The organism is Mesorhizobium sp. LSJC285A00 (genome assembly GCF_000503155.1).
Classification (GTDB): domain Bacteria; phylum Pseudomonadota; class Alphaproteobacteria; order Rhizobiales; family Rhizobiaceae; genus Mesorhizobium.
Window position 1 is genome coordinate 1 of record NZ_AYVK01000057.1, and the last position, 23,957, is coordinate 23,957.

23 protein-coding genes are annotated in these 23,957 nt (G+C 63.7%); 12 read left to right on the forward strand and 11 right to left on the reverse strand.

Annotated features, from left to right (window positions below):
* Positions 1 to 108 precede the first annotated feature (108 nt).
* Positions 109 to 1,866, reverse strand: a complete 1,758-nt coding sequence (locus tag X726_RS139510; protein ID WP_023673402.1) for an ABC transporter ATP-binding protein — start codon at positions 1,864 to 1,866, stop codon at positions 109 to 111.
* A gap of 175 nt (positions 1,867 to 2,041) precedes the next feature.
* Here X726_RS139510 and X726_RS139505 point away from each other — a divergent pair, with 175 nt between their 5' ends.
* Together X726_RS139505 and X726_RS139500 are read left to right on the forward strand one after the other, a co-directional pair.
* Positions 2,042 to 3,322: an amidohydrolase family protein gene (locus tag X726_RS139505; RefSeq protein WP_023673403.1), complete on the forward strand. Its 1,281-nt coding sequence runs from the start codon at positions 2,042 to 2,044 to the stop codon at positions 3,320 to 3,322.
* 72 nt (positions 3,323 to 3,394) lie between these two features.
* Positions 3,395 to 4,318 (forward strand): DMT family transporter, encoded by a 924-nt coding sequence (locus X726_RS139500; protein ID WP_023673404.1) that lies wholly within the window; start codon positions 3,395 to 3,397, stop codon positions 4,316 to 4,318.
* A gap of 1 nt (position 4,319) precedes the next feature.
* Here the strand turns inward: X726_RS139500 and X726_RS139495 are convergent, their stop codons facing one another.
* Positions 4,320 to 5,222, reverse strand: a complete 903-nt coding sequence (locus tag X726_RS139495; RefSeq protein WP_031215545.1) for a phosphotransferase family protein — start codon at positions 5,220 to 5,222, stop codon at positions 4,320 to 4,322.
* 106 nt (positions 5,223 to 5,328) lie between these two features.
* Here X726_RS139495 and X726_RS139490 point away from each other — a divergent pair, with 106 nt between their 5' ends.
* Positions 5,329 to 5,961 (forward strand): class I SAM-dependent methyltransferase, encoded by a 633-nt coding sequence (locus X726_RS139490; protein ID WP_023673406.1) that lies wholly within the window; start codon positions 5,329 to 5,331, stop codon positions 5,959 to 5,961.
* Positions 5,962 to 5,973: 12 nt separating this feature from the next.
* Here the strand turns inward: X726_RS139490 and X726_RS139485 are convergent, their stop codons facing one another.
* Both X726_RS139485 and X726_RS139480 read right to left on the reverse strand, forming a co-directional pair.
* Positions 5,974 to 8,427, reverse strand: a complete 2,454-nt coding sequence (locus X726_RS139485; protein ID WP_023673407.1) for an FAD-dependent oxidoreductase — start codon at positions 8,425 to 8,427, stop codon at positions 5,974 to 5,976.
* Positions 8,424 to 9,308 carry a phosphotransferase family protein gene (locus X726_RS139480; protein WP_023673408.1) on the reverse strand — a complete coding sequence of 295 codons (885 nt, stop codon included), beginning with the start codon at positions 9,306 to 9,308 and terminating at the stop codon, positions 8,424 to 8,426. The genes X726_RS139485 and X726_RS139480 overlap by 4 nt, the downstream gene beginning before the upstream one ends.
* Positions 9,309 to 9,728: 420 nt before the next feature.
* On the opposite strand from X726_RS139480, the gene X726_RS139475 reads away from it, so the two are divergent.
* Positions 9,729 to 10,493, forward strand: coding sequence for a DeoR/GlpR family DNA-binding transcription regulator (locus tag X726_RS139475; RefSeq protein WP_023673409.1), 765 nt, complete (start codon positions 9,729 to 9,731; stop codon positions 10,491 to 10,493).
* Here X726_RS139475 and X726_RS1000000172080 read toward each other — a convergent pair.
* Complete coding sequence (locus tag X726_RS1000000172080) at positions 10,490 to 10,651, reverse strand: hypothetical protein (protein WP_023673410.1); 162 nt, start codon at positions 10,649 to 10,651, stop codon at positions 10,490 to 10,492. The two genes, X726_RS139475 and X726_RS1000000172080, sit on opposite strands and share 4 nt — an antisense overlap.
* A gap of 247 nt (positions 10,652 to 10,898) precedes the next feature.
* On the opposite strand from X726_RS1000000172080, the gene X726_RS139470 reads away from it, so the two are divergent.
* The 8 genes from X726_RS139470 to X726_RS139435 all read left to right on the forward strand — a co-directional run bounded on the left by X726_RS139470 (position 10,899) and on the right by X726_RS139435 (position 19,448).
* Positions 10,899 to 11,510, forward strand: a complete 612-nt coding sequence (locus tag X726_RS139470; RefSeq protein WP_023673411.1) for a DedA family protein — start codon at positions 10,899 to 10,901, stop codon at positions 11,508 to 11,510.
* A gap of 79 nt (positions 11,511 to 11,589) precedes the next feature.
* A complete protein-coding gene (locus X726_RS139465) occupies positions 11,590 to 12,501 on the forward strand; it encodes a LysR substrate-binding domain-containing protein (protein ID WP_023673412.1) in 912 nt (303 codons plus the stop codon).
* 211 nt (positions 12,502 to 12,712) lie between these two features.
* Positions 12,713 to 13,867, forward strand: coding sequence for an ABC transporter substrate-binding protein (locus tag X726_RS139460; protein WP_023692632.1), 1,155 nt, complete (start codon positions 12,713 to 12,715; stop codon positions 13,865 to 13,867).
* A 206-nt stretch (positions 13,868 to 14,073) separates the two neighbouring features.
* Positions 14,074 to 15,072: an ABC transporter ATP-binding protein gene (locus X726_RS139455; protein ID WP_023732490.1), complete on the forward strand. Its 999-nt coding sequence runs from the start codon at positions 14,074 to 14,076 to the stop codon at positions 15,070 to 15,072.
* A gap of 220 nt (positions 15,073 to 15,292) precedes the next feature.
* A complete protein-coding gene (locus X726_RS139450; RefSeq protein ID WP_023673415.1) occupies positions 15,293 to 16,258 on the forward strand; it encodes an ABC transporter permease in 966 nt (321 codons plus the stop codon).
* On the forward strand, positions 16,248 to 17,063 hold the full coding sequence (locus X726_RS139445; protein ID WP_023673416.1) for an ABC transporter permease: 816 nt from the start codon (positions 16,248 to 16,250) through the stop codon (positions 17,061 to 17,063). Before X726_RS139450 ends, X726_RS139445 begins: the two co-directional genes overlap by 11 nt.
* A gap of 105 nt (positions 17,064 to 17,168) precedes the next feature.
* Positions 17,169 to 18,596 carry a gamma-aminobutyraldehyde dehydrogenase gene (locus tag X726_RS139440; RefSeq protein WP_023673417.1) on the forward strand — a complete coding sequence of 476 codons (1,428 nt, stop codon included), beginning with the start codon at positions 17,169 to 17,171 and terminating at the stop codon, positions 18,594 to 18,596.
* A 153-nt stretch (positions 18,597 to 18,749) separates the two neighbouring features.
* Positions 18,750 to 19,448 (forward strand): DUF3592 domain-containing protein, encoded by a 699-nt coding sequence (locus tag X726_RS139435; RefSeq protein ID WP_023673418.1) that lies wholly within the window; start codon positions 18,750 to 18,752, stop codon positions 19,446 to 19,448.
* A 28-nt stretch (positions 19,449 to 19,476) separates the two neighbouring features.
* Here X726_RS139435 and X726_RS1000000172085 read toward each other — a convergent pair whose 3' ends face one another.
* From X726_RS1000000172085 to fdhD, 6 genes are all read right to left on the reverse strand, one after another.
* Positions 19,477 to 19,665, reverse strand: a complete 189-nt coding sequence (locus X726_RS1000000172085; RefSeq protein WP_245272179.1) for a hypothetical protein — start codon at positions 19,663 to 19,665, stop codon at positions 19,477 to 19,479.
* A gap of 191 nt (positions 19,666 to 19,856) precedes the next feature.
* On the reverse strand, positions 19,857 to 20,219 hold the full coding sequence (locus tag X726_RS139430) for a nuclear transport factor 2 family protein (protein ID WP_031215547.1): 363 nt from the start codon (positions 20,217 to 20,219) through the stop codon (positions 19,857 to 19,859).
* A gap of 76 nt (positions 20,220 to 20,295) precedes the next feature.
* Complete coding sequence (locus X726_RS139425) at positions 20,296 to 20,775, reverse strand: carboxymuconolactone decarboxylase family protein (RefSeq protein ID WP_023688798.1); 480 nt, start codon at positions 20,773 to 20,775, stop codon at positions 20,296 to 20,298.
* Between the two features lie 110 nt (positions 20,776 to 20,885).
* Complete coding sequence (locus X726_RS139420) at positions 20,886 to 22,439, reverse strand: alpha/beta fold hydrolase (RefSeq protein ID WP_023673422.1); 1,554 nt, start codon at positions 22,437 to 22,439, stop codon at positions 20,886 to 20,888.
* A gap of 134 nt (positions 22,440 to 22,573) precedes the next feature.
* Positions 22,574 to 22,888 (reverse strand): formate dehydrogenase subunit delta, encoded by a 315-nt coding sequence (locus X726_RS139415; protein ID WP_023673423.1) that lies wholly within the window; start codon positions 22,886 to 22,888, stop codon positions 22,574 to 22,576.
* Positions 22,878 to 23,708: a formate dehydrogenase accessory sulfurtransferase FdhD gene (gene fdhD, locus X726_RS139410; protein WP_023731373.1), complete on the reverse strand. Its 831-nt coding sequence runs from the start codon at positions 23,706 to 23,708 to the stop codon at positions 22,878 to 22,880. Before fdhD ends, X726_RS139415 begins: the two co-directional genes overlap by 11 nt.
* Positions 23,709 to 23,957: the final 249 nt, after the last annotated feature.

Genomic DNA, 23,957 nt, shown 5'->3' on the forward strand with positions numbered 1-23,957 from the left:
AATCTCCGTGCCTTGCGATATCGCTGGCGTGAGCCACCACGAAAGCGCAAGTTTCAGTCCATGCCAAAGCTATCTTAGCGCCTATGCCCACAAGGGGGAGGGTAAAGCTCACGGCATCAGCTGATATTCGTAAAGCTTCTGATACAGCCCGCCCTGGTTGAGCAGCGTGCGATGCGCGCCGCTTTCCACCACCTTGCCGGCCTCCAGCACCACGATCGTGTCGGCCTGGTGCACGGTCGACAGGCGGTGGGCAATGACGATGGTGGTGCGCCCGACCGTCAGCTGCTGCAGCGCGTCGCGGAACAGCGCCTCGGATTCGGCGTCGAGTGCGCTGGTCGCCTCGTCCAGAAGCAGGATTTCGGCATTGCGCAGCATGGCGCGTGCGATCGAGATGCGCTGGCGCTGGCCGCCTGACAGCAGCGCGCCATTCTCGCCGACATCCGTGTCGTAGCCTTTCGCCTGGGCGCTGATGAAGTCATGTGCATTGGCGGCCCTTGCGGCGGCCATTACTTCCTCGTCGGTGGCGCCCTCGCGCCCGAGCCTGATGTTGTGCATGATCGTGCCGGCAAACAGGAACGTGTCCTGGCTGACATAGGCGATCTTTTCCCTCACCGAGGTGAGCGTGGCACAAGAAATGTCCTGGCCATCGAACATCACCTTGCCGACCTGCGGGTCGTACATGCGCATGATCAGGTTGAGGATGGTCGACTTGCCGCTGCCCGAGGGTCCGACCAGCGCCGTCATCTTGCCGGCGGCAAGCGTCAGGTCCAGTCCCTCGAACACCGGCGCGCTTTCGGGGTAGGCGAAGCTGACATCGTCGAAATGAATCTCGCCCGGCCCGGCCCGCAGCGGCTTTGCATCCGGCTTTTCGGCCAGCGTCAGCGGCCGGTCGGCGAGCTGGAACATCATGCGCACGCCGACAATGCCGGTTTCAAGCGAGATGCGTACGCGGGCCAGGCGCTTGGCCGGTTCATAGGCCAACAGCAGCGCCGCGATGAAGGCCATGATGTTGCCCGGCATCTGACCGCCGCCGCCCAGAACCAGAAAGCCGCTGACAAAAACGGCGCCAGCGATGGCCAGCCCCGCAAGCGTTTCCATCACCGGGCTGGTGGCGGCCTCCAGCGTGGCGATGTTGTTGGCGCGGCTCTCCACGTCCGACACGGCCTTGTACATGCGCTTGCGCATGGCGCCTTCGAGACCGAAGGATTTGACGACGCGCACGCCGATCGCCGTTTCCTGCATCACCTGCACGATCTGGCCGAGCGAACGGAATTCTTGCGAGGCAATTTTTCGGACGCGCTTCAGGATACGATTGACGCCGTAAATGGCGATCGGCCCGATCACCAGACAGATGAGGGACAGCGCCGGCTGCTGCCAGACCATCACCCCCACCAGCGCAGCCAGCGTCACCAGATCGCGAACATAGGACGTGACGATTTGGTCGAGCACGCTGCGCGCGGCCTGGGCATTGTTCGTCATGCGCGAAATCAGTTCGGACGAAGAGGTCGAATGATAGAATTCGATGCCTTGTGCAAGAATGCTGTCATAGATCTTGCGCTGCCGGTCGGCGATGATGGCATTGCCGACCCTGCTCATGAAGTAGGCCTGGATGAAGTTTGCGAAGCCCTTGAGAATGAAGATCGCTCCGGTCGCCGCCGCGATCAGATTGACCTGCCCAATCCGCTTGTAAACCACGAATTCATTGGTGATTTCGCGCAGCATATAGGCGCTGGCTGCTGTCGTTGCCGCCACCACCAGCATCGACAGAATGGCCGCAGCGTAGCCAAATCTATGCGCGTGAAAGGATTCCCGCAAAAGCCTTGCGATAAGGCGCTGGTTTTCCGTCGAACGGAAGAAGCGAAACAAATGGCAGATCCCATGCCTGACTGACGAATTTCGGATTCGCCACCGGGGCGAAAGGCGGCTTATAGAGCGAGTTGTGGCTGGATGGAACCTTTCGCTTCGGCGAAGGCAAACGGCTGCGGCAAGGTGTCTTTTACGCCACGATTACGGCGTTCGAGCTTCAGGGAGATGACGGCAGATGGATTTCGACCTTGTTGTGCGCGGCGGAACGCTGCCCGACGGCACCGTCGCCGATCTCGGCATCATCGGCGAGACGATCGTCGCCATAGAGCCCGAACTCGCCGTCACTGCCGGCACGGCGATCGACGCGTGCGGCAATCTGATCTCGCCGCCCTTCGTCGATCCGCATTTCCATATGGATGCGACGCTGTCCTACGGCATTCCACGCATCAACGCTTCGGGTACGCTGCTGGAAGGCATTTCGCTGTGGGGCGAACTGAAGCCGCTGTTGACCCATAACGCGGTTCGCGAGCGGGCGCTCGCCTATTGCGACTGGGCGGTCTCGATGGGCCTGCTCGCCATCCGTACCCATGTCGATGTCTGCGACGACCGGCTGCTGGCGGTCGAGGCGCTGCTCGACGTCAAGAAGATTGTCGCGCCCTATATCGATCTGCAACTGGTCGCTTTCCCGCAGGATGGCTTCTACCGTTCGCCGACGGCGCGCCAGAACACGCTGTGCGCGCTCGACATGGGCGTCGACATCGTCGGCGGCATCCCGCATTTCGAACGCACCATGGCCGACGGCACGCGCTCGGTGACCGAATTGTGCGAAATCGCGGCGAAGCGCGGGCTGATGGTCGACCTGCATTGCGACGAGACCGACGATCCGTTGTCGCGCCACATCGAGCAGCTTGCCTATGAGACGCAGCGCCTTGGCCTGCAGGGCAAGGTGGCCGGCTCGCACCTCACCTCGATGCACTCGATGGACAATTATTACGTCTCCAAGCTGCTGCCGCTGATCGCCGAGGCCGGTGTCTCGGCGATCCCCAATCCGCTGATCAACATCATGCTGCAGGGCCGCCACGACACGTTTCCCAAACGCCGCGGCATGACCCGGGTGAAGGAGATGCAGGCGCTCGGCATCCGCGTCGGCTGGGGCCAGGATTGCGTTCTCGACCCCTGGTATTCGCTCGGCACCGCCGACATGCTCGACGTCGCCTTCATGGGCCTCCACGTCGCTCAGATGTCGAGCCCTGCCGACATGGCGCGCTGCTTCGACATGGTCACCAATGTCAACGCCGCCATCATGGGCCTCGATCATCTCGGCCTTGCCGTGGGCAAGCGCGCCAGCTTCGTTATCCTCGATGCCGGCAACCCGATCGAAGCCTTGAGGTTACGTGCCGAACGGCTGTGCGTCGTCGCCAGGGGCAAGGTGGTGGCCCAGCGCACGAAGCAGGAGACACGGCTGTCGATCGCCGGCCGTCCCGGACAGGTGAACCGGCGGCACAAAACTGGGTAGAAACAGCCGATTTCCGCCGCTGGTCTTACCGATTTGCCTCGTCAAAGCGGCCGCTTGCAGCTAGGGAGCCGCATGGCCCAGTCGCTCGTCCGCACCTTCACTATCAGGAACGCGCTTCTAGCCGGCATCCTCTTGATGCTGGCCGGCGACTTCATGTTCGCGCTGAACGACGCGATGGGCAAATGGCTGGTCGCCAGCTTCTCGGTCGGCCAGGTGGTGCTGATCCGATCCATCGGCGCCTTCATCGTGCTCGGCCCGATGATCGCCAACCAGGGCGCCCGCAGACTGTTCCGGATGGAGCGGCCGGTCCTCCAGATTCTGCGCGTGCTGGCGACCACGGCGGACACGGCGCTGTTCTATGCCGCCGTCGTCTATCTTCCGCTTGCCGACGTGATGAGCTTCTACATGGCCGGGCCGATCTATGTGGCGGCGCTGTCGCATTTCCTGCTCGGCGAAAAGGTCGGCTGGCGCCGCTGGGCCGCCATCATGGTCGGCTTCTGCGGCGTGCTGATCATCTTGAAGCCGTCTTCGGCGGCGTTCTCGCAGTCCTCGCTGTTCGCACTGGTCGGCAGCCTCGCCTTCGCCTTCGCCATCATCCTCAGCCGCCGCCTGCGCGGCACCAGCGACACAACGCTGGTCACCTGGCAGACTATCGGCACGCTGCTCGTCGGCGGCGTGATGACCATAGGCGCCTGGCAGACGCCCTCGGCACTCGATTTCGGCGCCATGCTCCTGCTCGGCATCGTCTCCTGCAGCGCGCATCTGATGATTACCAGGGCGCTGAAACTGGCCCCTGCCTCGACGCTGGCGCCGCTGCACTACAGCCTGCTTCTATGGGCGGTGATCTTCGGCCTGGCCTTCTTCGGCGACGTGCCGGGACCGCGCATCCTGATCGGCTCGGCCATCGTCGTGCTCGCCGGCCTGTTCATCTTCCACCGCCAGAAGGTGGTCGAAACAGTCGTGCCGCGGGAGAACGTGCCGAAAGGCGTGAATTGACCTAACCTTGGCGCACCGCCGCCAAATGCCGTGAAAACTCAGGCGTTTCCATCAGCGCCTTGCAACGGGCGAAGCGGCCGTCGGCATAGGCGCGGAAGTCCTCGACCGGGTTGTTGTTGGCAAGCTGGATCAGCCCCCACAGCGTCCACAACAGGTCGCACATCGCCTTGTAGGTGACGACGCGGCCGCGCTCGGCCGGTTTCGCCTCGCCGCCGAAATAGGCGCGCATCATCTCTTCCTCCTGCGCGGTGTCGAACCGGCCTTCGACCGAGAGGTCGCCGAGATCCCAGAGCGGGTCATTCATCCCCGAATATTCCCAGTCGACGATCCACATCCGCTCGCCCGTATCGAGCAAATTCTCGCACAGCGGATCGCAATGGCAGGCGGCAAGCGGCAGTCTATGCGCGGCAAGGGACGCACGCGCGGTGTCGGATTCGCGCACCACGTCGTGGTAGCCCGGCGGCAAGGCGACATCCTTGGTCGACAAGACCTTGAGATAGTCGTCGATCATCGCAAACAGCTCGAAGCGGAACGGGAACACCGCGCCTGACGAGTGCAGCTTGCGGAAGGCTTCGCCGGCGCGGGCCGGGCTACCGGCGCGCAGCTTGAACTTCTCCGGCGACATTGTCTCGGCGCCGGCAACGAAGCGGCTCGCCATCACGCCTGTCGCGGGGTCGACATGCAGCACCTCGGGACTGACGCCGGCCTTGGCCGCCTCACGCGCCGCCACCGCTTCATTGGCGCGGTTGATATACTCCTCCGTGCCTTTGCCGGGCATGCGCAGGCAGATATCGCCGGCCCGAAAGACGAGATTGGTCATCCCGCCCAGCCGCTCAAGCGGTCCGTCATAGCCCGCCAATGCCGGAATTGCCGCAAGTGTTGCGCGTGCCTCGTCCGTCCCCATGCCTGTTGCCCCTGGCGTGTTATTTCTTGCGACAACGGTTCCACAGTTTTCGCCGTTTGGCTATCATCCGATCGAGGGTGAGCAGCGAGCTGGCGGAGAGACAGCCATGGCGGGCAACAAGGATCATGGCGGGCTTGGCGCCGCCTATGCGGCGCAACGGCCCGAGGACGTCGCCGCGATCTATGACAAATGGTCGGAAACCTACGATGCCGATATGTCGGCCGCCGGCTACCGCCATCCGACGATCTGCCTGGCCCTGCTGGCCCGCCATCTGCCGCGCGGCGCCGCACCGCTTCTCGACGCCGGCGCCGGCACCGGGCTGATCGGCGAGTGGCTGGCCATCACCGGCTATCCCCAGGTCGAAGCGCTCGATATTTCGCAAGGCATGCTGGCCAAGGCAGCGGCAAAGGGCGTCTATTCGGCGCTGCATTGCCTGGCGCTCGGCGGCCCGCTGCCCTTTGCCGACAATGCCTATGCCGGCATCGTCTCGGCCGGCGTTTTCACCTCCGGCCATGTCGGCGCCGGGGGGCTGGATGAACTGATCCGCATCTGCCGGCCGGACGGCATCATCGTGCTGACGGTCAAGAACACGCTGTGGAACGCCGGCTTCGCCGAACGCATCGCTGTACTCGAAGCTGAGGGCAGGGTTGTCCGCGCCGAGGAGACGGCGCCCTATGTCTCGATGCCGGGCGAGTCGGATACCGTGCCCAGCCGCGGCCTCGTGCTTCGTGTGAGCTAATCCAGGTTTCGTCTACGCTTTGATCTTGCTCATCGCCGAATCGTACATCGGCTCGAGATGGATCTTGGCCGGCGTCCGTTCCATCGCCACCACCAGCTCATAGTCGCCTGAGCTGAGAAAATCGTCGCTGACGCCATCGGCGTTGCGGACATAGCCATAGCCGATGTTCTTAGCCAGCGTGTAGCCATAACCGCCGCTGGTGAGATAGCCGACCGGTTCGCCATTGCGCAAAATCGTCTCGCGCCCGACCAGCACGATATCGGGATCGTCGACCGTGAAGCCGGCAAAGCGTTTCTTCAGGTCGGCGCCGCTGATCTTTTCGAGCGCCCGCCGGCCGACGAAATCGGTGTTCTTCCTCAGCTTCACCGCCCAGCCGAGGCCGGCCTCCTGAGGCGTGTCGTTGGGGGTGATGTCGGAGCCCCAGGCGCGGTAGCCTTTCTCCAGCCGAAGTGATTCCAGCGCCCGGTAGCCGATCGGCCGGATGCCGTGCGGCTTGCCTGCCGCCATCAGCGTGTCGAAAATCTCGCCGGTGGCGGCGATCGGCACATGCAATTCCCAACCAAGCTCTCCGACATAGGTGACGCGCAGCGCCCGAACCGTATGGCCGGCAGTCGTGATCTCGCGGATATGGCCGAACGGGAAGGCGGCGTTCGAGACATCGGCATCGGTCACGGCAGCCAGAACGTCGCGGGCCCGCGGTCCCATCAGTGATAGCGTGCCGAAATCCTCAGTGACATCTTTCAGCGTCACGTCGAGACCCTTGCCGACATGGTCGCCGATCCAGGAGAGATCATGCGTGCGGAAGCCGGTGCCGGTCACGATGTAGAATTTGTCTTCGGCGAGCCTGGCCACCGTCAAATCGGCCTCGATGCCGCCGCGCGTGTTGAGAAGCTGCGTGTAGGTCAGCCGTCCCACCGGCTTGGCGACATCGTTGGCGCAGATCCAGTCCAGCGCCTTAGCCGCATCCGAACCCGTCATTTCGTATTTGGCGAAGGACGACTGGTCGAAGATGCCGACTTTCTCGCGCACATGGCGATGCTCCTCGCCGACCGGGCCAAACCAGTTCTGCCGGCCCATGGAATAAATGTCTTCGGATGTGGCGCCCTGCGGCGCGAACCAGTTCGGCCGTTCCCAGCCGAGCTTGGAGCCGAACACCGCGCGGTGCGCTTTCAGCCGCTCGTAGAGCGGCGAGACGATGCGCGGCCGGCCCGAGACGTACTCCTCATGCGGAAAGCCGATCGTGTAATGCTTGCCATAGGCTTCCAGCGTGCGATCGCTGACCCATTGCCGGTCGCGGTGCAAATTGGAAAAGCGCCTGATGTCGACCACCCAAAGGTCGAGCGGCGCTTCACCATCGACAACCCATTGCGCCAGCACCCAGCCGGCGCCGCCGCCGGAAGCGATGCCGAAGGCGTTGAAGCCGGCGCCGACGAACATGTTGGCGCATTCGGGCGCGACACCGAGGATGAAATTGCCGTCCGGCGTAAAACTCTCCGGCCCGTTGATCATCTGCTTGACGCCGACCGTCTCCAGCGCCGGCACGCGCGCGATCGCCTGGCTCATATGCTGTTCGAAATGATCGTAGTCGTCGTCGAACAGGCGGAACTCCCAGTCATCGGGGACATCGCCGCCGGGCAGGCCGGTCGCCCAGGCCTGCGGGTTCGGCTCATAGCCGCCCATCACCAGCCCGCCGACCTCTTCCTTGAAATAGGTGCGGCGGTCGGGATCGCGGATTGTCGGCGCGTCGGTCGCCAGCCCGTCGATCTTCTCGGTGATGATGTACTGGTGCTTGACCGGTTGCAGCGGCACGCAAATGCCGGCCATCGCGCCGACCTGGCGTGACCATTGCCCGGCGCAGTTCACCACCTTGTCGCAAGCAATGTCGCCCTTGTTGGTCTTCACCGCGGTGATGTGCCCGTCCGTCATGTCAAAGCCGGTAACGCGGACGTCCTCGAACAGCTTGGCGCCATGCATGCGCGCGCCCTTGGCCAGCGACTGCGTGATGTCGGAGGGGCTGGCCTGCCCATCGGTCGGCAGCCAGGAGGCGCCGACGAGGTCGCCGGTCTCCAGCAGCGGCCACATCTTTTTGACCTCCCCCGGCGACAGCAACTGCATGTCCATGCCGAAGCTCCTGGCCGTCGTCGCCAGCCGTTTATATTCGGTCCAGCGGTCGGCATTGGTCGCAAGCCTGAGGCACCCGGTCATCTTCCAGCCGGTAGCGAGCCCGGTTTCGGCTTCCAGCCCCTTGTAGAGCTCGACCGAATATTTGAGCACGCGGGTGATCGAGGCGGACGAGCGCAGCTGGCCGACCAGCCCGGCCGCGTGCCAGGTCGAACCCGAGGTCAGCTTCCCCTGTTCCAGCAGCACGACATCGGCCTTGTGGTCGCGTGCCAGGTGATAGGCCGTCGAACAGCCGATAATGCCGCCGCCGATGACGACGATGGCGGCATGTGTAGGCAATGTCATGACTGTGTCCCGTACTTCGTGCGGTAATTGTCCAGCGCCCCGTCGAGCCGCGTCAGGTTCTCCGCGGTGTAGGCGACGTAGTCGATGCCGGGCGCGTCGAGGTAAAGTTCGGAAACCATGCTCCACATCGCCTCGCGCAGCAGCGAGGCGCATTGCATGGCCGCGTGCGAGCGGCGGATCGCCTCATCCGGCTCGCGCATGAAATACGCCGTGAGGAAAGAGAAGGACTCCGCGTCGCTCATCTCGGCGTTGGAGGCAACGCCGGCAAGATCGAACATCGCGGTGTTGAAACCGGCATATTCGAAATCGATGAGCCACAACCTGTCGCCATCGTCGAGGATATTTGCCGGCAGAAGATCGTTGTGGCCGAATACGATCGGCAGCAGCTTCTGCGCCCGCTCCAACTCGTCGGCCAGAGCCAGCAGCCTGGGCAGCTCGTCGCGCTTGCGGCTGCCGCCTTCGCTCAGCGTTCGCGCATAGTCGCGGATGACATGGAAGACCCAGAACATGAAGCCGGCGCCGGAGATGTGATTGGGCATCTCGCGATGGAACCCGCGCATAAGCGCTGCGACGCGGCCGATATTGGCGCGCACATCCTCGGCGACATAGGTCTTCGCGCCGAGGAATTCCGTGACCATGATGCCGGGTTCGGAATGGTGGACCGCCGGCGCGAAGCCTGCGGCGTGCGCCGCGCGGGCCGTCATCACCTCGCGGTCGCGAAAGACGTGGTGAAATGGATAGTCCTGGCCGAAGCGCACGACATGCCGCCCGGCCGCGTCCTTGACCAGATAGTTGGCGTTGCTGAGGCCGCCCGGCAACGGCGCAATGTCGATGCTGCCGTTCCAGCAGGGCAAGGTCCGGATGCGGTCTTCAGCAGTCACGGGACCATCCCTGACTTTTGCGGAGCTTTCTTGGGCGCCATGCGCCGCGCAACGAGCGTTGGGAAACGCAAAAAATCTCGTCGGTGCGGGACGCAGGAACTCCTATCCCGCGCCGCACCGACGAGCCCCTCTGGCCAGGTTTTGATACCCGGTCTCCGCCCCCGCGGATTTGAGAAACTTTTGTGCCAGTTCAAACCCAGACGGTCTGGCCAGACGGTCCGGTCCGTGAATTGCGGCTCTGCCATCACCCTCCCGTGGCAGTTCCGAAGCTGTCACGCCGTCAATGTCACGCCAGTGCTACCTAGCTGTCAATGAAATGTTGTGACTTTTTTTGGGTGTTTTGCCCGAAACCACGAGCAATTCCTTTAAAAACGGCGGCATTGCCCTAAAACCGGGCAGGCCGCAAATTCAGGAAGCCAGATGATCCATTCGAAACGGCATGGCGAAATCCTCCGCCTCCTCAAGGAAGAGGGCACCGTCACCATTGCCAGCCTCGCCGACCGGCTGGGGGTTTCGCTTGAAACGGTGCGCCGGGATGTCAAGCCACTGACCGGCAATGGCTCGGTGCTCAAGATGCATGGCGCCATCGGCCTGCCGTCGATGGCCGGCGAAGCGCCGTTCGAGCGGCGCATGCGCGACAATGCGGAGGCCAAGCGGCTGATCGCCCGCATGGTCGCTGCCACGATTCGCAACGGTGAATCGGTCATGCTGGACACCGGCACCACGACCTCGTTCCTGGCCCGCGAACTGCTCGGCCACCGGCGGCTGACCGTGGTCACCAATTCATCCGACATCGCCCGCACGCTGGCCACCGTCAACGGCAACAAGGTCTATATGGCCGGCGGCGAATTGCGCAGCGATTCCGGAGCCGCCTTCGGCGCCTCGGCGATCGATTTCGTCAGCCGCTTCTCGGTCAGCCATGCGGTGATTTCGATCGGCGCCGTCGATGCCGCCGCAGGCCTTGCCGACTACGATCTGGAAGAGGCGGAGTTCGCCCGCATGGTGCTGTCGCGCGGCCAGCGCTCGCTGGTCATCACCGACCACACCAAGTTCGGTCGCCAGGGGCTGGTCCAGGTCTGCGGCTTCGATGGTTTTTCCGAACTCGCCACCGACCAGCCGCCGCCGCGCGACATTGCCTCGGCACTTGCCGAGGCTGGAGCGCGCCTCAGCATCGCTGCGGCCTAGCCAAACACCAGCGACTGGCGCGCCGCGATCCCGGCCATGCCGCCACCCGATACCACGAAGGCGATGTTGTGCATCATGCGCGCCGCGTCGCCGGCCGCATAAGATGTCGTTCTGGTGAAAAATTGTTTTTCAATCATCCGGCTCTTCGCAATGTCCATGCAACTTGGCAGCCGCAAACAGCGCCTCGTCGAAATGCGGGCCGGGCGAATCGCCCGCATCAGCAATGAGGTCACCATGCTGCAAACGATGCCTTGTCTTTCCTCATGGCCTGGACGCTTGCGCGCTCCGACCTGGAAGCGGACCCGGCTTGGCCGGACATTCCGCAACTTTCCGCCGGCGACGGTGTATGACGGTGTATAAGGTGTCCAGGATCAAGAACCTCAAAACCTATGACTGGCGCTTCGCATGACTGATCCACTGTCGGCGATCCTGGGCTTCGGCCTGCTCGGCGTCGCCTGCCTCGCCTTCACAGAAAAGATCCTGCCGCTGCCGCCCTCGCATGTGCTGCTGCTGTTCCTCGGCATGACGGCAGCCTCCGATCTCCTGGCGCTGGCGATTCTGCTCCTGGTGACGACGCTGTCCGCCATCACAGGCTGCCTTGTCTGGTATAGTGTGGGCCGTAGGATTGGATTGGATCGTGCCGACAGGCTGGTCGAGCGTTTCGGCAAATATGTCTGCTTGCGCTATGCGGCCTACAGCAAGCTTGGTCAGGCGTATCGCCGCCATCATGTCCGGGTCTCCTTGCTGGCGCAGTTCATCCCGACGGTTCGCAACTATCTGCCGATCGCGGCCGGCGCGCTCCGTCTGCCACTCTTGCCCTTCGCGGCGGCGACGCTGCTCGGCGCCACGCTATGGAACACCGGCTTCCTCATCACCGGCTACCTTATGCGCGGCAGCGGCCGGGATTCCTATGCCATCGGCTTTCGCATCATCGTCATCGTTTTGGCGCTGGAGACGGCTTTTATGCTCGCGCTTCGCTACGGTCCTGCCTGCCGGCGGCGCCTCGGCTTCGGCTGACAGGAGGCGCCTCAAGCCGTACGGGTAAAAGGCTCGCCTTCGGCTTTCCTTCCCCGTCGCGCCGGTGTTTAGTCCGGCCATGGCTTTCACCATCCGTCAGCTGCAGTTCTTCATTGCCGTCGCCGAGCAAGGCACGGTGTCGGGCGCCGCACAAAACCTCTCCATCTCGCAATCCTCGGTCACCGAGGCGATCAAGGAGCTGGAGAGCGATCTCGGCGTCGAATTGTTCGAGCGCCATCCGCGTGGCCTCAACATTACTCACAAAGGCCACCAGTTCCTGCGCCATGCGACCAAGATCCTGGCCGACGTCTCCGATGCGCGCCGCGCTTTCTCCGACGACCAGGTGGTGGCCGGCGGGCGCCTGCAGCTCGGCGTCACCTCGCTGGTCGCCGGCTATGTGCTTTCCGATCTTCTGGCGCGCTATCGCCGCGCCTATCCCGGGGTCGATGTCTCGGCTATCGAGGACAATGGCGACTATCTCGAGCACCTCCTGATCGGCGGCAAGCTCGACATTGCCGTCATGGTCACCTCCAATTTGCGCGACCGCACCGCGCTGCAGTCGGAAATCCTCGAGGTCTCGGCCTACCGGCTGTGGGTCCCGCTCGGCCACAAGCTGGCCAGCGCCGACATTATCGGCATAGGCGACATTGCCGGCGAGCCGCTGATCATGCTGACCGTCGACGAGATCGAGGAGAACACCGGCAAGCTTCTGGCGGCGATCGGCGCCAGGCCGCATGTCGCCTTTCGCACCCGCTCGGTCGAAGCCGTTCGCAGCCTCGTCGCCACAGGTGCGGGCGTGGCGTTGCTGCCCGACCTAGTCTACCGGCCGTGGTCGCTGGAAGGCGACCGCATCGAATCGCGCGACATTTCGGGTTCCCTGCCGGTCGTCCAGGTCGGCATGGTCTGGCGCCGCGGCTCCGGTCTGCCGCAGGCGTCGCGCGACTTCATCGGCCTTGCCCAGTCGCAGCGTATGGTACGCCAGCAGCGTTGATAGGGTGCGTGGTTATCTATCGGAAAAACCGATATCGCGTTTCTGATAAATGAATTTGCGAAACCGGAATTTTCCGAGCACTTTTCATGTCAGGGACGAAAGCCGCCATCAGAGCGGCAACGTGCCATCGGATGAACTGACGCTTTTCAGCCTGCGGCTGACCGCGGCGGCGACTCGCTTCGCAGTCAGGCGCCAAAATGGGAGATTGACGATGAATTCATTCCTGAAGACGTGCACCGCCTTGACGGTCGCGCTGACCTTTTCCGGTCAGGCCGTCGCCCAGGTCAAGGAACTTGGCAAGGGCGAAGGGGAGGTCAGCATCGTTGCCTGGCCGGGGTACATCGAGCGCGGCGAAACCGACAAGGGCTATGACTGGGTGACCTCCTTCGAGAAGGAGAGCGGCTGCAAGGTCAACGTCAAGACCGCGAACACCTCCGACGAGATGGTCTCGCTGATGAATGAGGGTGGGTTCGATCTAGTCACCGCTTCGGGTGACGCCTCGCTGCGCCTCGTTGCCGGCAAGCGCGTGCAGCCGATCAACACCGATCTCATCCCGAGCTGGAAGGCGGTAGACGACCGTCTGAAGGATGCGCCCTGGTTCACCGTCGACAAGGTGCATTACGGCGTTCCCTATCAGTGGGGCCCGAACATCCTGATGTACAACACCGATGTCTTCAAGGAAGCGCCCAAAAGCTGGAACGTCGTCTTCGAGGAAATGAACCTGCCGGACGGCAAGTCCAACAAGGGCCGCGTCCAGGCCTATGACGGCCCGATCCACATCGCCGACGCCGCCAACTATTTGATGTTCCACAAGCCGGAACTCGGCATCAAGGATCCCTACGAACTGAACGAGGACCAGTACAAGGCCGCACTCGAACTGCTGCGTGTTCAGCGGACGCTGGTCGGTCGCTACTGGCATGACGCCGCCATCCAGGTCGACGATTTCCAGAACGAAGGCGTCGTCGCCTCCGGCTCATGGCCCTACCAGGTCAACACGCTGGTCGCCGCCAAGAAGCCGGTCGCCTCGACCGTGCCGGAAGAAGGCGTCACCGGCTGGGCCGACACCACCATGATGGAGGCCGACGCCGCGCACCCGAACTGCGCCTATATGTGGCTCGAGCATTCGCTGTCGCCCAAGGTCCAGGGCGACGTCTCGGCCTGGTTCGGCTCGCTCCCGGTCGTGCCCGCTGCTTGCAAGGGCAACGAGCTGCTCGGCGAGGAAGGCTGCAAGACCAACGGCTACGAGAACTTCGACAAGATCAAGTTCTGGAAGACGCCGGTCTCCAAGTGCGCAACCCAGAACGACCAGTGCGTGCCTTACTACCGCTGGGTGTCCGACTATATCGGCGTCATCGGCGGGCGTTGAGCTCCCTTAACCCTCCCCCTTGTGGGGAGGGTCGACGCGCAGCGTCGGGGTGGGGGCAACGCTGACGTCCGGTGCTAGTCACCCCACCCGCGGCTTCGCCGCGACCTCCCCCATCGAGGGGGAGGTGAAGTGCCGTGCCCGCTGGCCTGATTGGTGGCGGCAAGAGCTATTTCGACGAACACAAACCGGCAACAGACGGACAGCCCATGACATCGGCCGTTTCCTTCCAGAAAGTCTCTCGCCATTTCGGCAGCGTGCGCGCCGTCGATGCGGTCGATCTCGATATCGTGCCGGGCGAGTTCTTCGCCATGCTCGGTCCGTCGGGGTCCGGCAAGACGACCTGCCTGCGCCTCATCGCCGGCTTCGAGCAGCCGACCTCGGGCTCGATCTCGATCTTCGGCGACCGCGCCGAGGGCGTGCCGCCCTATCGCCGCAACGTCAACACGGTGTTCCAGGACTACGCGCTGTTCCCGCATTTGAACGTGCTGGACAATGTCGCCTACGGGCTGATGGTCAAGGGCATCGCCAAGCCGCAGCGGCAGAAGGCGGCGGAAGAGGCATTGTCACTGGTGCGGCTTCCCGGCTATGGCGCCCGCCGTCCCGGCCAGCTCTCCGGCGGCCAGCGCCAGCGCGTGGCGCTGGCCCGTGCGCTGGTCAACCAGCCCAAGGTGCTTCTGCTCGACGAGCCGCTCGGCGCGCTCGATCTCAAACTGCGCGAGAACATGCAGGAAGAGCTGAAGTCGCTGCAGAAGGCGCTCGGCATCACCTTCGTCTTCGTCACCCACGACCAGGGCGAAGCGCTGTCGATGGCCGACCGCGTCGCCGTCTTCAATGACGGCAAGATCATGCAGATCGGCACGCCGGAAGACATCTACCAGCGGCCGAAGACCCGCTTCGTCGCCGATTTCGTCGGCTCCTCCAACGTACTGCCGCCGGACTTCGTCCAGCGCTATTCCGGCCAGCACCGCTGGGGCAGCCTGCGTCCCGAATCCATCCGCATCGGCCGCGCCGCCAAAGGCGAGGGCGTCGCCGCGCGCCTGGTCGGAACCAACTATCTCGGCGCTACGACCAAGCTGGCGCTCGACGCCGACGGGTTGAGGCTGCACGCCATCGTGCCGGCCGGGACAAAGCTGCCGGCGGAAGGCGAAGCGGTGGTGCTGACGTTCAACCGCGAGCATTTGCATTTGATGGACGAGCCGGCATGATTGAGGTTTGCGCCAAGCACCCCCCTCTGTCCTGCCGGACATCTCCCCCTCAAGCGGGGAGATTGGCTGTTCCTCCCGGTTTCGCCAATCTTCAACGTTGGGGATTTGGCGAGGCAGCGAAACTGCTGATCTCCCCCCTTGAGGGGGAGATGTCCGGCAGGACAGAGGGGGGTGTGAAGGAACGCGGCTTCTCAGGGTTCCTTCAGCACGCGGTCGCCCCATGACCATCGCCGCGCTCAACTCAACCTCCGCCCCCGCCATCCTGCCCGGCAGCGGTAGCATGCGCGGCGCACTGTCGGACCTTTTCTGGCGCAAGCCGCAACTGCTGCTGTTCCTCATGCTGCTGCCGCCGGTTCTATGGCTCGGCGTTGTCTATATCGGCTCGTTGTTCGCACTTCTGGCGCAGAGCTTTTTTTCGATCGACGAGTTCTCCGGCCTCATCAACCACGAATTCACGCTGAAGACCTATGGCGACCTGTTCCAGCCCGCCAATCTCGACATTATCCTGCGCACGGTGACGATGGCGGTTCTGGTCACGCTGGCCTCCGCCGTCATCGCCTTCCCCATTGCCTATTACGCGGCGCGCTATGCCCGCGGCCGGTGGAAGGCGCTGTTTTATCTCGGAATCATGCTGCCGCTATGGTCGAGTTACCTCGTCAAGATCTACGCCTGGAAGCTGATCCTCGCCAAGGAAGGCATTTTGACCTGGCTGCTCGCCAAATTGCATCTGCTCTGGGTGCTCGATGGCTGGCTGTCGCTGCCGGTCGTCGGCGGCAACTCGCTGTCGGTCTCCGCCACCGGCACCTTCATCGCCTTCGTCTATGTCTGGCTGCCGTTCATGATCCTGCCGGTGCAGGCGGCATTGGAGCGCGTGCCCGGCAATCTGGTCGAGGCGTCCTCCGATCTCGGCGCATCGCCGGGCCAGACCTTCCGCAACGTGCTGTTCCCGCTGGCGCTGCCCGGCATCGTCGCCGGCTCGATCTTCACCTTCTCGCTGACGCTGGGCGACTACATCATCCCACAGATCATCGGCACATCGCGGCTGTTCATCGGGCAGGCCGTCTATTCGCAGCAAGGCACAGCCGGCAACATCCCGCTCGCCGCAGCCTTCACCGTCGTGCCCATCGTCATCATGGGTTTCTATCTCTGGGGCGCCAAGCGCATGGGGGCCTTCGATGCGCTCTGACGGTTCGCAATCCGCTCCGCTCGGCCTCAAGATCGCTGCCGCCTGCGGCCTGCTGTTCCTGCATCTGCCGATCTTGTTGATCTTCGTCTACGCCTTCACCACGGAAGAGAAGAGCTTCGTCTGGCCGCCGCCGGGGCTGACCACACAATGGTTCGCCGTCACCTGGAACCGTCCGGATGTCTGGCAGGCGCTGTCGCTGTCGGTCCGCGTCGCCGCCATCTCGACCGCGATTGCCTTGATCCTGGGCACGCTGTGCGCAGCCGCCGTGTCGCGGACGAAATTCTTCGGCCGCGAGACCATCTCGCTGCTCGTCATCCTGCCGATCGCACTGCCCGGCATCATCACCGGCATCGCATTGCGCTCCGCCTTCTCACTGGCCGACATACCGTTCTCGTTCTGGACGATCGTGCTCGGCCACGCCACCTTCTGCGTTGTCGTCGTCTACAACAATGCGGTCGCCCGTTTCCGCCGCACTTCCGGCTCAATGATCGAGGCCTCGATGGATCTCGGCGCCGACGGCTTCCAGACCTTCCGGCACGTCGTGCTGCCCAACATCGCCACCGCTCTGCTTGCCGGGGGGATGCTCGCCTTCGCGCTCTCCTTCGACGAGGTCATCGTCACCACCTTCACCGCCGGCCAGCAGCAGACCGTGCCGATCTGGATGCTGGAAGAGCTGATCCGCCCACGCCAGCGTCCGGTCACCAATGTCGTCGCCATGGTCGTGGTGCTGGTGACGCTGCTGCCCATCCTTGCCGCCTATTACCTGACCCGCGACGGCGACCAGATCGCCGGTTCGGGCAAATGAAGAACAGCGAATAGGGAGTAGCGAATAGCGAATAGGGGAGATTGCACGACCAGCCCTATTCGCTACTCGCTATTCGCTACTCGCTCCTGACCGAGGAGAACCTGCATGGACACCCAGATGCTGATCGGCTCGAAGTTCGAGAACGGCACCGAGACCGAGGAGCCGATTCTGAATCCAAAGACCGGGGCGACCATTCTCAACCTGCCTGAAGCAAGCCAGGCGCAGATCGAGGCGGCTGTTACTGCCGCCGGGCGAGCATTCGTCTTGTGGTCACGCACAACGCCGGCGCAGCGCTCCGGCTATCTCCTCAAGATCGCCGACCGCATCGAGGCCAACGCGCGGGAGTTCGCGGCGCTCGAGGCGCTGAATTGCGGCAAGCCGATCAACGCCGTGCTCAATGACGAGATCCCGGCGATCGTCGACTGCTATCGTTTCTTTGCCGGCGCTGTGCGTTCGATGCCGGGCGTGGTCGCCGGCGAATACATTCCCGGCCACACCTCGATGGTGCGGCGCGATCCGATCGGCATTGTCGCTTCCATCGCGCCGTGGAACTATCCACTGATGATGATGGCCTGGAAGCTGGCGCCGGCCATTGCCGGCGGCAACACCGTCGTCTTCAAGCCGTCGGAGCAGACGCCGCTGACGGCGCTGAAGCTGGCCAGGATCCTGGCCGAGGTTCTGCCCGAGGGCGTCGTCAATGTCGTGCTCGGCCGCGGCGACAGCGTCGGCAACACGCTGATTAATCACGCCAAGGTCAACATGATTTCGATCACCGGCGACGTCGCCACGGGCAAGAAGGTGCTGCAGGCCGCCGCCAAGTCGGTCAAGCGCACGCATCTGGAACTCGGCGGCAAGGCGCCGGTCATCGTTTTCGACGACGCCGACCTTGGCGCCGTGGTCAACGGCCTGCGCGCTTTCGGCTACTACAATGCCGGGCAGGATTGTACAGCCGCCTGCCGCATCTATGCCGGCAAGAAGATCTACGACAAGCTCGTCGCCGATCTCTCATCTGCCGTCTCGACCATCAAATACAACCAGCCCGACGACACCGAAAACGAGATCGGGCCGCTGATCTCGCGCCGCCAGCGCGATCGCGTCTCGAGCTTCGTCGAGCGCGCTTCGGAACTGAAGCACATCGAGATCACCACCGGCGGCAAGCCCGGCGAAGGCTCCGGCTTCTATTACCAGCCGACGGTGGTTGCCGGCGCGCTGCAGGAAGACGAGATCGTGCGCCGCGAAGTGTTCGGTCCGGTCGTCTCCATCACCCGCTTCTCCGAAGTCGATGAAGCCGTGAACTGGGCCAATGACAGCGACTACGGCCTGGCATCCTCGGTGTGGACCAAGAACGTCTCGCGCGCCATGGCGACGGCCGCCCGTCTGCAATATGGCTGCACCTGGATCAACACCCATTTCATGCTGACCAACGAGATGCCGCATGGCGGGCTGAAGCAGTCTGGCTACGGCAAGGACATGTCTCTCTATGCGCTGGAGGATTATACCGCCGTTCGTCATGTGATGGTGGCGCATGGGTAGAGGCCGCCACTATCTCTAAAATATTCGCCAACCCGTTTTCTGTACATTAAGCGAGAGTTACTTTTGCGGTACGGCGGGAGTTCACGATTTACTGAATATTCAACCTGAACGAGCAGCCTCTTGCCGGGAAACCGCGCGGCGAGGGGTTTGCGCATGAACACGACCAAGATCAAGCTGGTACTCATTGGCGGCTTCTGTCTGCTGATCGCTGTGTTCGGCGGCAAGGACATGATCAAGAAGAGCGGCTGGCCCGAGGCACCTGCTGAAATCCTCGCGGTCAATGTCGAATGCGACATGGAATCGACCGCCCACAAGATTGTCTACAAGACCGTCAGCACCGCCACGATCCCGTGCGAACTGGTGGATGCGTTCAAGACGGTTCATGCTGACAAAGAGTGGAAGGTGACCCAGAAATTCACCGGCACCTTGCGCGTCGGCACCGGCGCCGACGCCGTCGAGGCCACGATGGAGCTGAACAAGAACGGTGCCCGCGAACCGCAGGTCGGCGACAAGCTCACCGTCGTCCAGAACCCCGCCAACCCCACCCAGATCGAACGCACCGGCATGACCGGCACGCGTTTGACGATCGTCATTGGGGCTGGACTGCTCGGCGCGTTGCTTCTCTATCTTGCTTTCAAACCCCGCCGGCGAATGTCGACCTCCGCCGTGGCGGGCAACCCTGCCGGAGATGCCGGCGCGGACCAGCGCGCGCGCCAGGCCGACGCCTTGATAGCGGCGGCCCTGGCCAAGCAGGCCACATTGCCCAATCAGCCGGCACGTGTCGCGGCTGCCGGATCGGCCAGGGAAGGGCGGTTTTCCGGGCAGCGGACGAGTTTCGGCCGCCGCAACTGATGGCCGAAAACTGCTGCACCTGCCACGGCTACTCCACGATGCGGTAGATGTTCCAAAGGCTGGTGCCTGAAACGACGTAGGGCTCCATCTCCTTGCCCCATTTGGGGTGCGCGTCGATCTTGCCGATCCTCGCGAAGAATCCCTCCAGCTGGGCAAGGCTTTCGACCTGATGATGCGATTCGACCGTCGCTTCCCGAGCTCCGACCGAACCGGTCATGATCTGGAACTCGAGATCGGCAATGCCGACCTGAGAGCCGATCNAGAGCCGATCTCGCGTTCCCATTTCTTCAACAGGTCGAGCACGGTCTGCTTGTGCCCGAACTTGGCGTCGATCTGGCATCTGGCGCTGAACATTTTTGTCTCCTCCAGTTTTGCGGCCCAAACCGCGTTGATCTTTCCGCGGTGGAACTACTCGTCCCAGGCCTGCACGACGGTCTGTCGTGCAATCCGCCCATTCTTCAGCTCCAGCATCGCCGCGCAGAACACTTTCGTTCCGTCCGGATAGGCGCAGGCCTGGGTGAAGGCGAGATTGTCGCCATCGGCGATGGTGGTGTCGACCTTGTGGGTCATCGCCCGGCTGCAGATGTCGTCCCAGAAGGTGCTGATCGCCGCCCGGCCGCGGATCTCGCGCGGCTTGCTCGGTGGATTGTTGCGGTCGATCACCCGCACCAGTGCGTCGTCGGCATAGAAGCTAGCGAGCATCCTGCCGTCCCGTCCTTCGATCGCTTTCTTGATCGCCGTGCCGTCCACGCTCTGCGTCTTGGTCAGCATCTTCTCCTCCATGGCCCGTTGATCGGGCGGTTGAATGATCACAAGCAATGCCCGGCGCACCGCCCGGCATTTTCTTTCACTGCGACTTGGCTTTGACGGCTGCGAACACGCCGTCGGTCTGTTGTTTGAAGGTCGCGAAATCGACCTGGCTGCCGTTGAGCATCGTCGACCAGTGGCGCACGATCGCCGCCATCGCGATCGCCTCCTTGATCTCCTCATCGGTCGCGCCATTGAGCTTGGCGGCCTCGGTGTGGAAATAGATGCAGTACTGGCAGGGGATCTGCGAGGCGACGGCCAGCCCCAGCAGTTCCTTGGTCTTGCCGTCGAGCGCGGTCTTGGGGTTGAGCTGCACACCCTTGATCTCGGCCCAGGCGCCGGCAACCGCGACATCGGGCAGCGTCTTGAACATGTCCGGCACTGAGCCGAGCGTCGCCTCGATGTCCTTGTAGGCGGCGGCCGCCGAGGCATCCTCGGCTCTGGCGGGAGCGATCGTGAACAACGCGCCAACGCCTGCCGCTATCACCAGCGATTTGATCGACCTGTTTGACTTCAGCATTGCATCCTCCATCCGCAGTGCCTTTCCCGGCGACATCCGCCTGGCCTGCATGGAGAGAATTGGTACGCCTCGACCCCACCTGGCCGCTTCGCCCGAAAGCGCCATGGTCCCTATGGCCCGTCCGGGCCAGCCTGCCTGGCGGAAAATGCCGCTGCCGCCGCCCGTGACGGCAAATCGAGCTTCAGCAATATGTTGGCGACATGACGCTTGACCGTATGCTCGCTGAGCCTCAGCTCGGCGGCGATCGCGGCATTGCTCTTGCCGTCGGCGATCAGGATCACCACCTCGCTTTCGCGCGCCGTCAGTTGAGCCGGCTCGGCGGGTTTCGCCTTGGGGCGGCAGGCCGGCTCCAGGTGCTGTTCCGACGTTGCCTGGACCAGCGCCAGCGGCTCGTCCAGCTCATCCACCGTGACACGCCCGGCATCGATGAAATGCAGGCCGGACCCCGCCGCCAGATCGGCGGCCAGCCGCGACGCCAGAATATCGCCGCGCCCGGCATGGGCGGCGATCTGCATCGTCACCCGTGCCATCAGCCCCACCGGCGGCCCGCGCATTTCGACCTCACCGACATGGGCGCCCTGGGCGCTTGCAATGCCCATATGTTGCGCCGCATCGCGCAGTGCCGCCGCGCAGCGTATGGCCCGCGCCGGCCCGTCGAAGCGCGAGATCATCAATTCGCCATGGATGCCGGCGACGCGTCCGCCATGACGGCCGACCAGCTGCTGCCAGCTCTCCTGGAAGCGCTCGCTACGTTCGCTCCACATGCGGTCGCCAACCCGCGCCGTGTCGTAGATGCGTGTCGCCAGAAGAGCGGCAAGCACGCGCTCCGCTTCGGCCACGGCACGCTCGCCGGTCAGGAATTCCTCGATCAGGTCGGCCACCCGGTCGACATCGCCGGTCCAGATCGGGTGGTCGCGTCCGGGGACCTCGACCAATCGCGCATTGGCGATCTCTTTCGCCAGGAAGCGGCTGGCGTCCGGGTCGACCCGCGCGTCGTTGCGGCGATGAATGAGCAGTGTCGGTGCGCCGATCGCCGAAAGCACGCCGCGCACATCGATTCCGGCATTCATCCGGGCAAGGGCTGCCGCTGCCGTCGGACTGGCCGACAGCCGCTCGAAGCGGGCCCACCACTGGGTGAAATGCGCATCATCTACCCGGCCGGGAGCGAAGTTGGGCAGTGTGGCGCCCGTGCCCCATTCCGTGCCGGCCGTCGCGATGAAGGCCTCGAGGCGCTCCGGCGACATCACCCATTTGTGGAAATGCGCATAACCGCCATAGAGCGCCAGCGCTCGTGTCCGTTCCGGATAGGTGGCGGCAAACAACATTGCCATCGGCGCGCCTTCCGAAGCGCCGAGCAAGGCCGCGCGGCCGCTGCCGGTGGCATCCATCACCGCGCGCACATCGTCCATGCGGGTTTCGAGGCTGGGCAGGTGGCGTGGGTCGACGCGGTCGGACAGGCCGGTGCCGCGCTTGTCGAACAGGATCAGCCGCGAGAACGCCGAGAGCCGTTTCAAGAGCCTGGCGTAGCCCTCGTCTTCCCAATGCAGGTCGAGATTGGAGATGAAGCCGGGCACGAAAACCAGGTCGAACGATCCCTGGCCGACCACCTGATAGGCGATCCGCACGTCGCCGCTGAGGGCATATCGCGTCTCGATCGGCCTCACGTTGCTATCCCGCCCGGCCAGACGATTTCTGATCGCCGACCATAGCAGACGCCCGGCGGATGCGGCAGCCAAACTTTAGAAGACAGGAATATAGCCCGCGGCGAGCCGTGTTCGCCCGCCATTTCTGGGGGAGGCTATTTCTGGGGAGCGGCGCTCTCTGCACCCGTGGGTTGGACGTAGCCGATGCTCACATCGGCCTGCTCCTCGGTCTTCGGCCGCTTGATCCTGGCCGAGGCCACGACGACGAGTTCGTCAAAACCTTCGCCGCCGCTGTCCAGCATCTCGAAGAACTGCCGGCGCATCCTGGGCTCCCAGAACTTGTTGATGTGCTCGGCCACGCCCGCCACACCTTCCTCGCGGGGCCTTGAATGGAAGAAGGCGGCGATCTGGTTGGCCATGCGCACCAGCTTTTCCCCGGTGCTCGTGATGTGTTCTTCGTTATGCGACATGCTGGGCAACTCCCAAGACCACCCGTTCCGGGTGGGTGAAAACATCGAAATCATCGCCGCGCACCAGCGCTACCAGTGTCATGCCGGCCTCATCAGCGGTGCGGATGGCGAGCGCTGTCGGCGCCGACACGGCGATGATGAAGGCGGAGCCGATCGCCGCCGTTTTCTGCACCATCTCCACCGAGACGCGTGATGTCACCACCACCGCGCCCGATGCACCGTCAATGCCGGCCTTGGCCAGCGCGCCGGCCAGTTTGTCCAGCGCATTGTGCCGGCCGACATCCTCGCGCGCCATGACGATGCCTTTGCCGGGAATGTAGAAGCCCGCTGCATGCACGGCGCCGGTTTCTGAATGCAGAGGCTGCACCTTGGACAAAAGCTTTACCGAACGGGTGATATCGTCGGCTTCAAGCGTAAGCTTGGACGCACCAACCTTGTCGACCGAGCGCATCGCTTCCTCGATCGATTCGATGCCGCATAGCCCACAGCCGACCGGACCGGCCAATCGCCTGCGTCGCGCCTCGAAGCGCGTATTGGCCTGGTCCTTCAACCGGATCTGGATATCGATCCCGGCGCCATGGTCCTCGACCTCGATCGCCTCTATCTCGTCAGGCAACGCGATGATGCCTTCGGTCAGCGAGAAGCCGAGCGCGAAATCCTCGAAATCGGCCGGGCTCGCCATCATCACCGCATGGGTGGTGCCGGCAAAGGAGAACGCCACCGGCGTCTCCTCCGGCACCATGCGGTTGGCCGATGTCGTGCCGCTGGCGCGGTGGGCAAGGCGAGAGATTTGGGTGGTGGCTTGGCGTTTGCGGGTCACGAGGCGCGCCCCTCTGCCCTGTTCGTCCTTAGCAGTAGCTGTGGAAGCTCGCGCCTTTCCTCTCCCCCGTCGACCGGGGGAGAGGTGTCAAGCGAAGCTTGACGGAGTGGGGGTCGACTGCTCGCCAGATAGGCCGGTTTGCCTGCTCTTTGGGTTGTGCGCGACTTTCGACGGCTGCGTGTTGCGGGGCCGGCTTCCCCCACTCCGTCGCCGCTTCGCGGCGCCACCTCTCCCCCCTCCGGAGGGAGA

What these genes read in the sequence shown, in the direction of transcription:
- X726_RS139505 (WP_023673403.1), top strand. Translation starts at nt 2,042, where the DNA reads ATGGATTTCGACCTTGTTGTGCGCGGCGGAACGCTGCCCGACGGCACC.
- X726_RS139500 (WP_023673404.1), top strand. Translation starts at nt 3,395, where the DNA reads ATGGCCCAGTCGCTCGTCCGCACCTTCACTATCAGGAACGCGCTTCTA.
- X726_RS139495 (WP_031215545.1), bottom strand. Translation starts at nt 5,222, where the DNA reads ATGGGGACGGACGAGGCACGCGCAACACTTGCGGCAATTCCGGCATTG.
- X726_RS139490 (WP_023673406.1), top strand. Translation starts at nt 5,329, where the DNA reads ATGGCGGGCAACAAGGATCATGGCGGGCTTGGCGCCGCCTATGCGGCG.
- X726_RS139485 (WP_023673407.1), bottom strand. Translation starts at nt 8,427, where the DNA reads ATGACATTGCCTACACATGCCGCCATCGTCGTCATCGGCGGCGGCATT.
- X726_RS139475 (WP_023673409.1), top strand. Translation starts at nt 9,729, where the DNA reads ATGATCCATTCGAAACGGCATGGCGAAATCCTCCGCCTCCTCAAGGAA.
- X726_RS1000000172080 (WP_023673410.1), bottom strand. Translation starts at nt 10,651, where the DNA reads ATGGACATTGCGAAGAGCCGGATGATTGAAAAACAATTTTTCACCAGA.
- X726_RS139470 (WP_023673411.1), top strand. Translation starts at nt 10,899, where the DNA reads ATGACTGATCCACTGTCGGCGATCCTGGGCTTCGGCCTGCTCGGCGTC.
- X726_RS139465 (WP_023673412.1), top strand. Translation starts at nt 11,590, where the DNA reads ATGGCTTTCACCATCCGTCAGCTGCAGTTCTTCATTGCCGTCGCCGAG.
- X726_RS139460 (WP_023692632.1), top strand. Translation starts at nt 12,713, where the DNA reads ATGAATTCATTCCTGAAGACGTGCACCGCCTTGACGGTCGCGCTGACC.
- X726_RS139455 (WP_023732490.1), top strand. Translation starts at nt 14,074, where the DNA reads ATGACATCGGCCGTTTCCTTCCAGAAAGTCTCTCGCCATTTCGGCAGC.
- X726_RS139450 (WP_023673415.1), top strand. Translation starts at nt 15,293, where the DNA reads ATGACCATCGCCGCGCTCAACTCAACCTCCGCCCCCGCCATCCTGCCC.
- X726_RS139445 (WP_023673416.1), top strand. Translation starts at nt 16,248, where the DNA reads ATGCGCTCTGACGGTTCGCAATCCGCTCCGCTCGGCCTCAAGATCGCT.
- X726_RS139440 (WP_023673417.1), top strand. Translation starts at nt 17,169, where the DNA reads ATGGACACCCAGATGCTGATCGGCTCGAAGTTCGAGAACGGCACCGAG.
- X726_RS139435 (WP_023673418.1), top strand. Translation starts at nt 18,750, where the DNA reads ATGAACACGACCAAGATCAAGCTGGTACTCATTGGCGGCTTCTGTCTG.
- X726_RS1000000172085 (WP_245272179.1), bottom strand. Translation starts at nt 19,665, where the DNA reads ATGACCGGTTCGGTCGGAGCTCGGGAAGCGACGGTCGAATCGCATCAT.
- X726_RS139430 (WP_031215547.1), bottom strand. Translation starts at nt 20,219, where the DNA reads ATGCTGACCAAGACGCAGAGCGTGGACGGCACGGCGATCAAGAAAGCG.
- X726_RS139425 (WP_023688798.1), bottom strand. Translation starts at nt 20,775, where the DNA reads ATGCTGAAGTCAAACAGGTCGATCAAATCGCTGGTGATAGCGGCAGGC.
- X726_RS139415 (WP_023673423.1), bottom strand. Translation starts at nt 22,888, where the DNA reads ATGTCGCATAACGAAGAACACATCACGAGCACCGGGGAAAAGCTGGTG.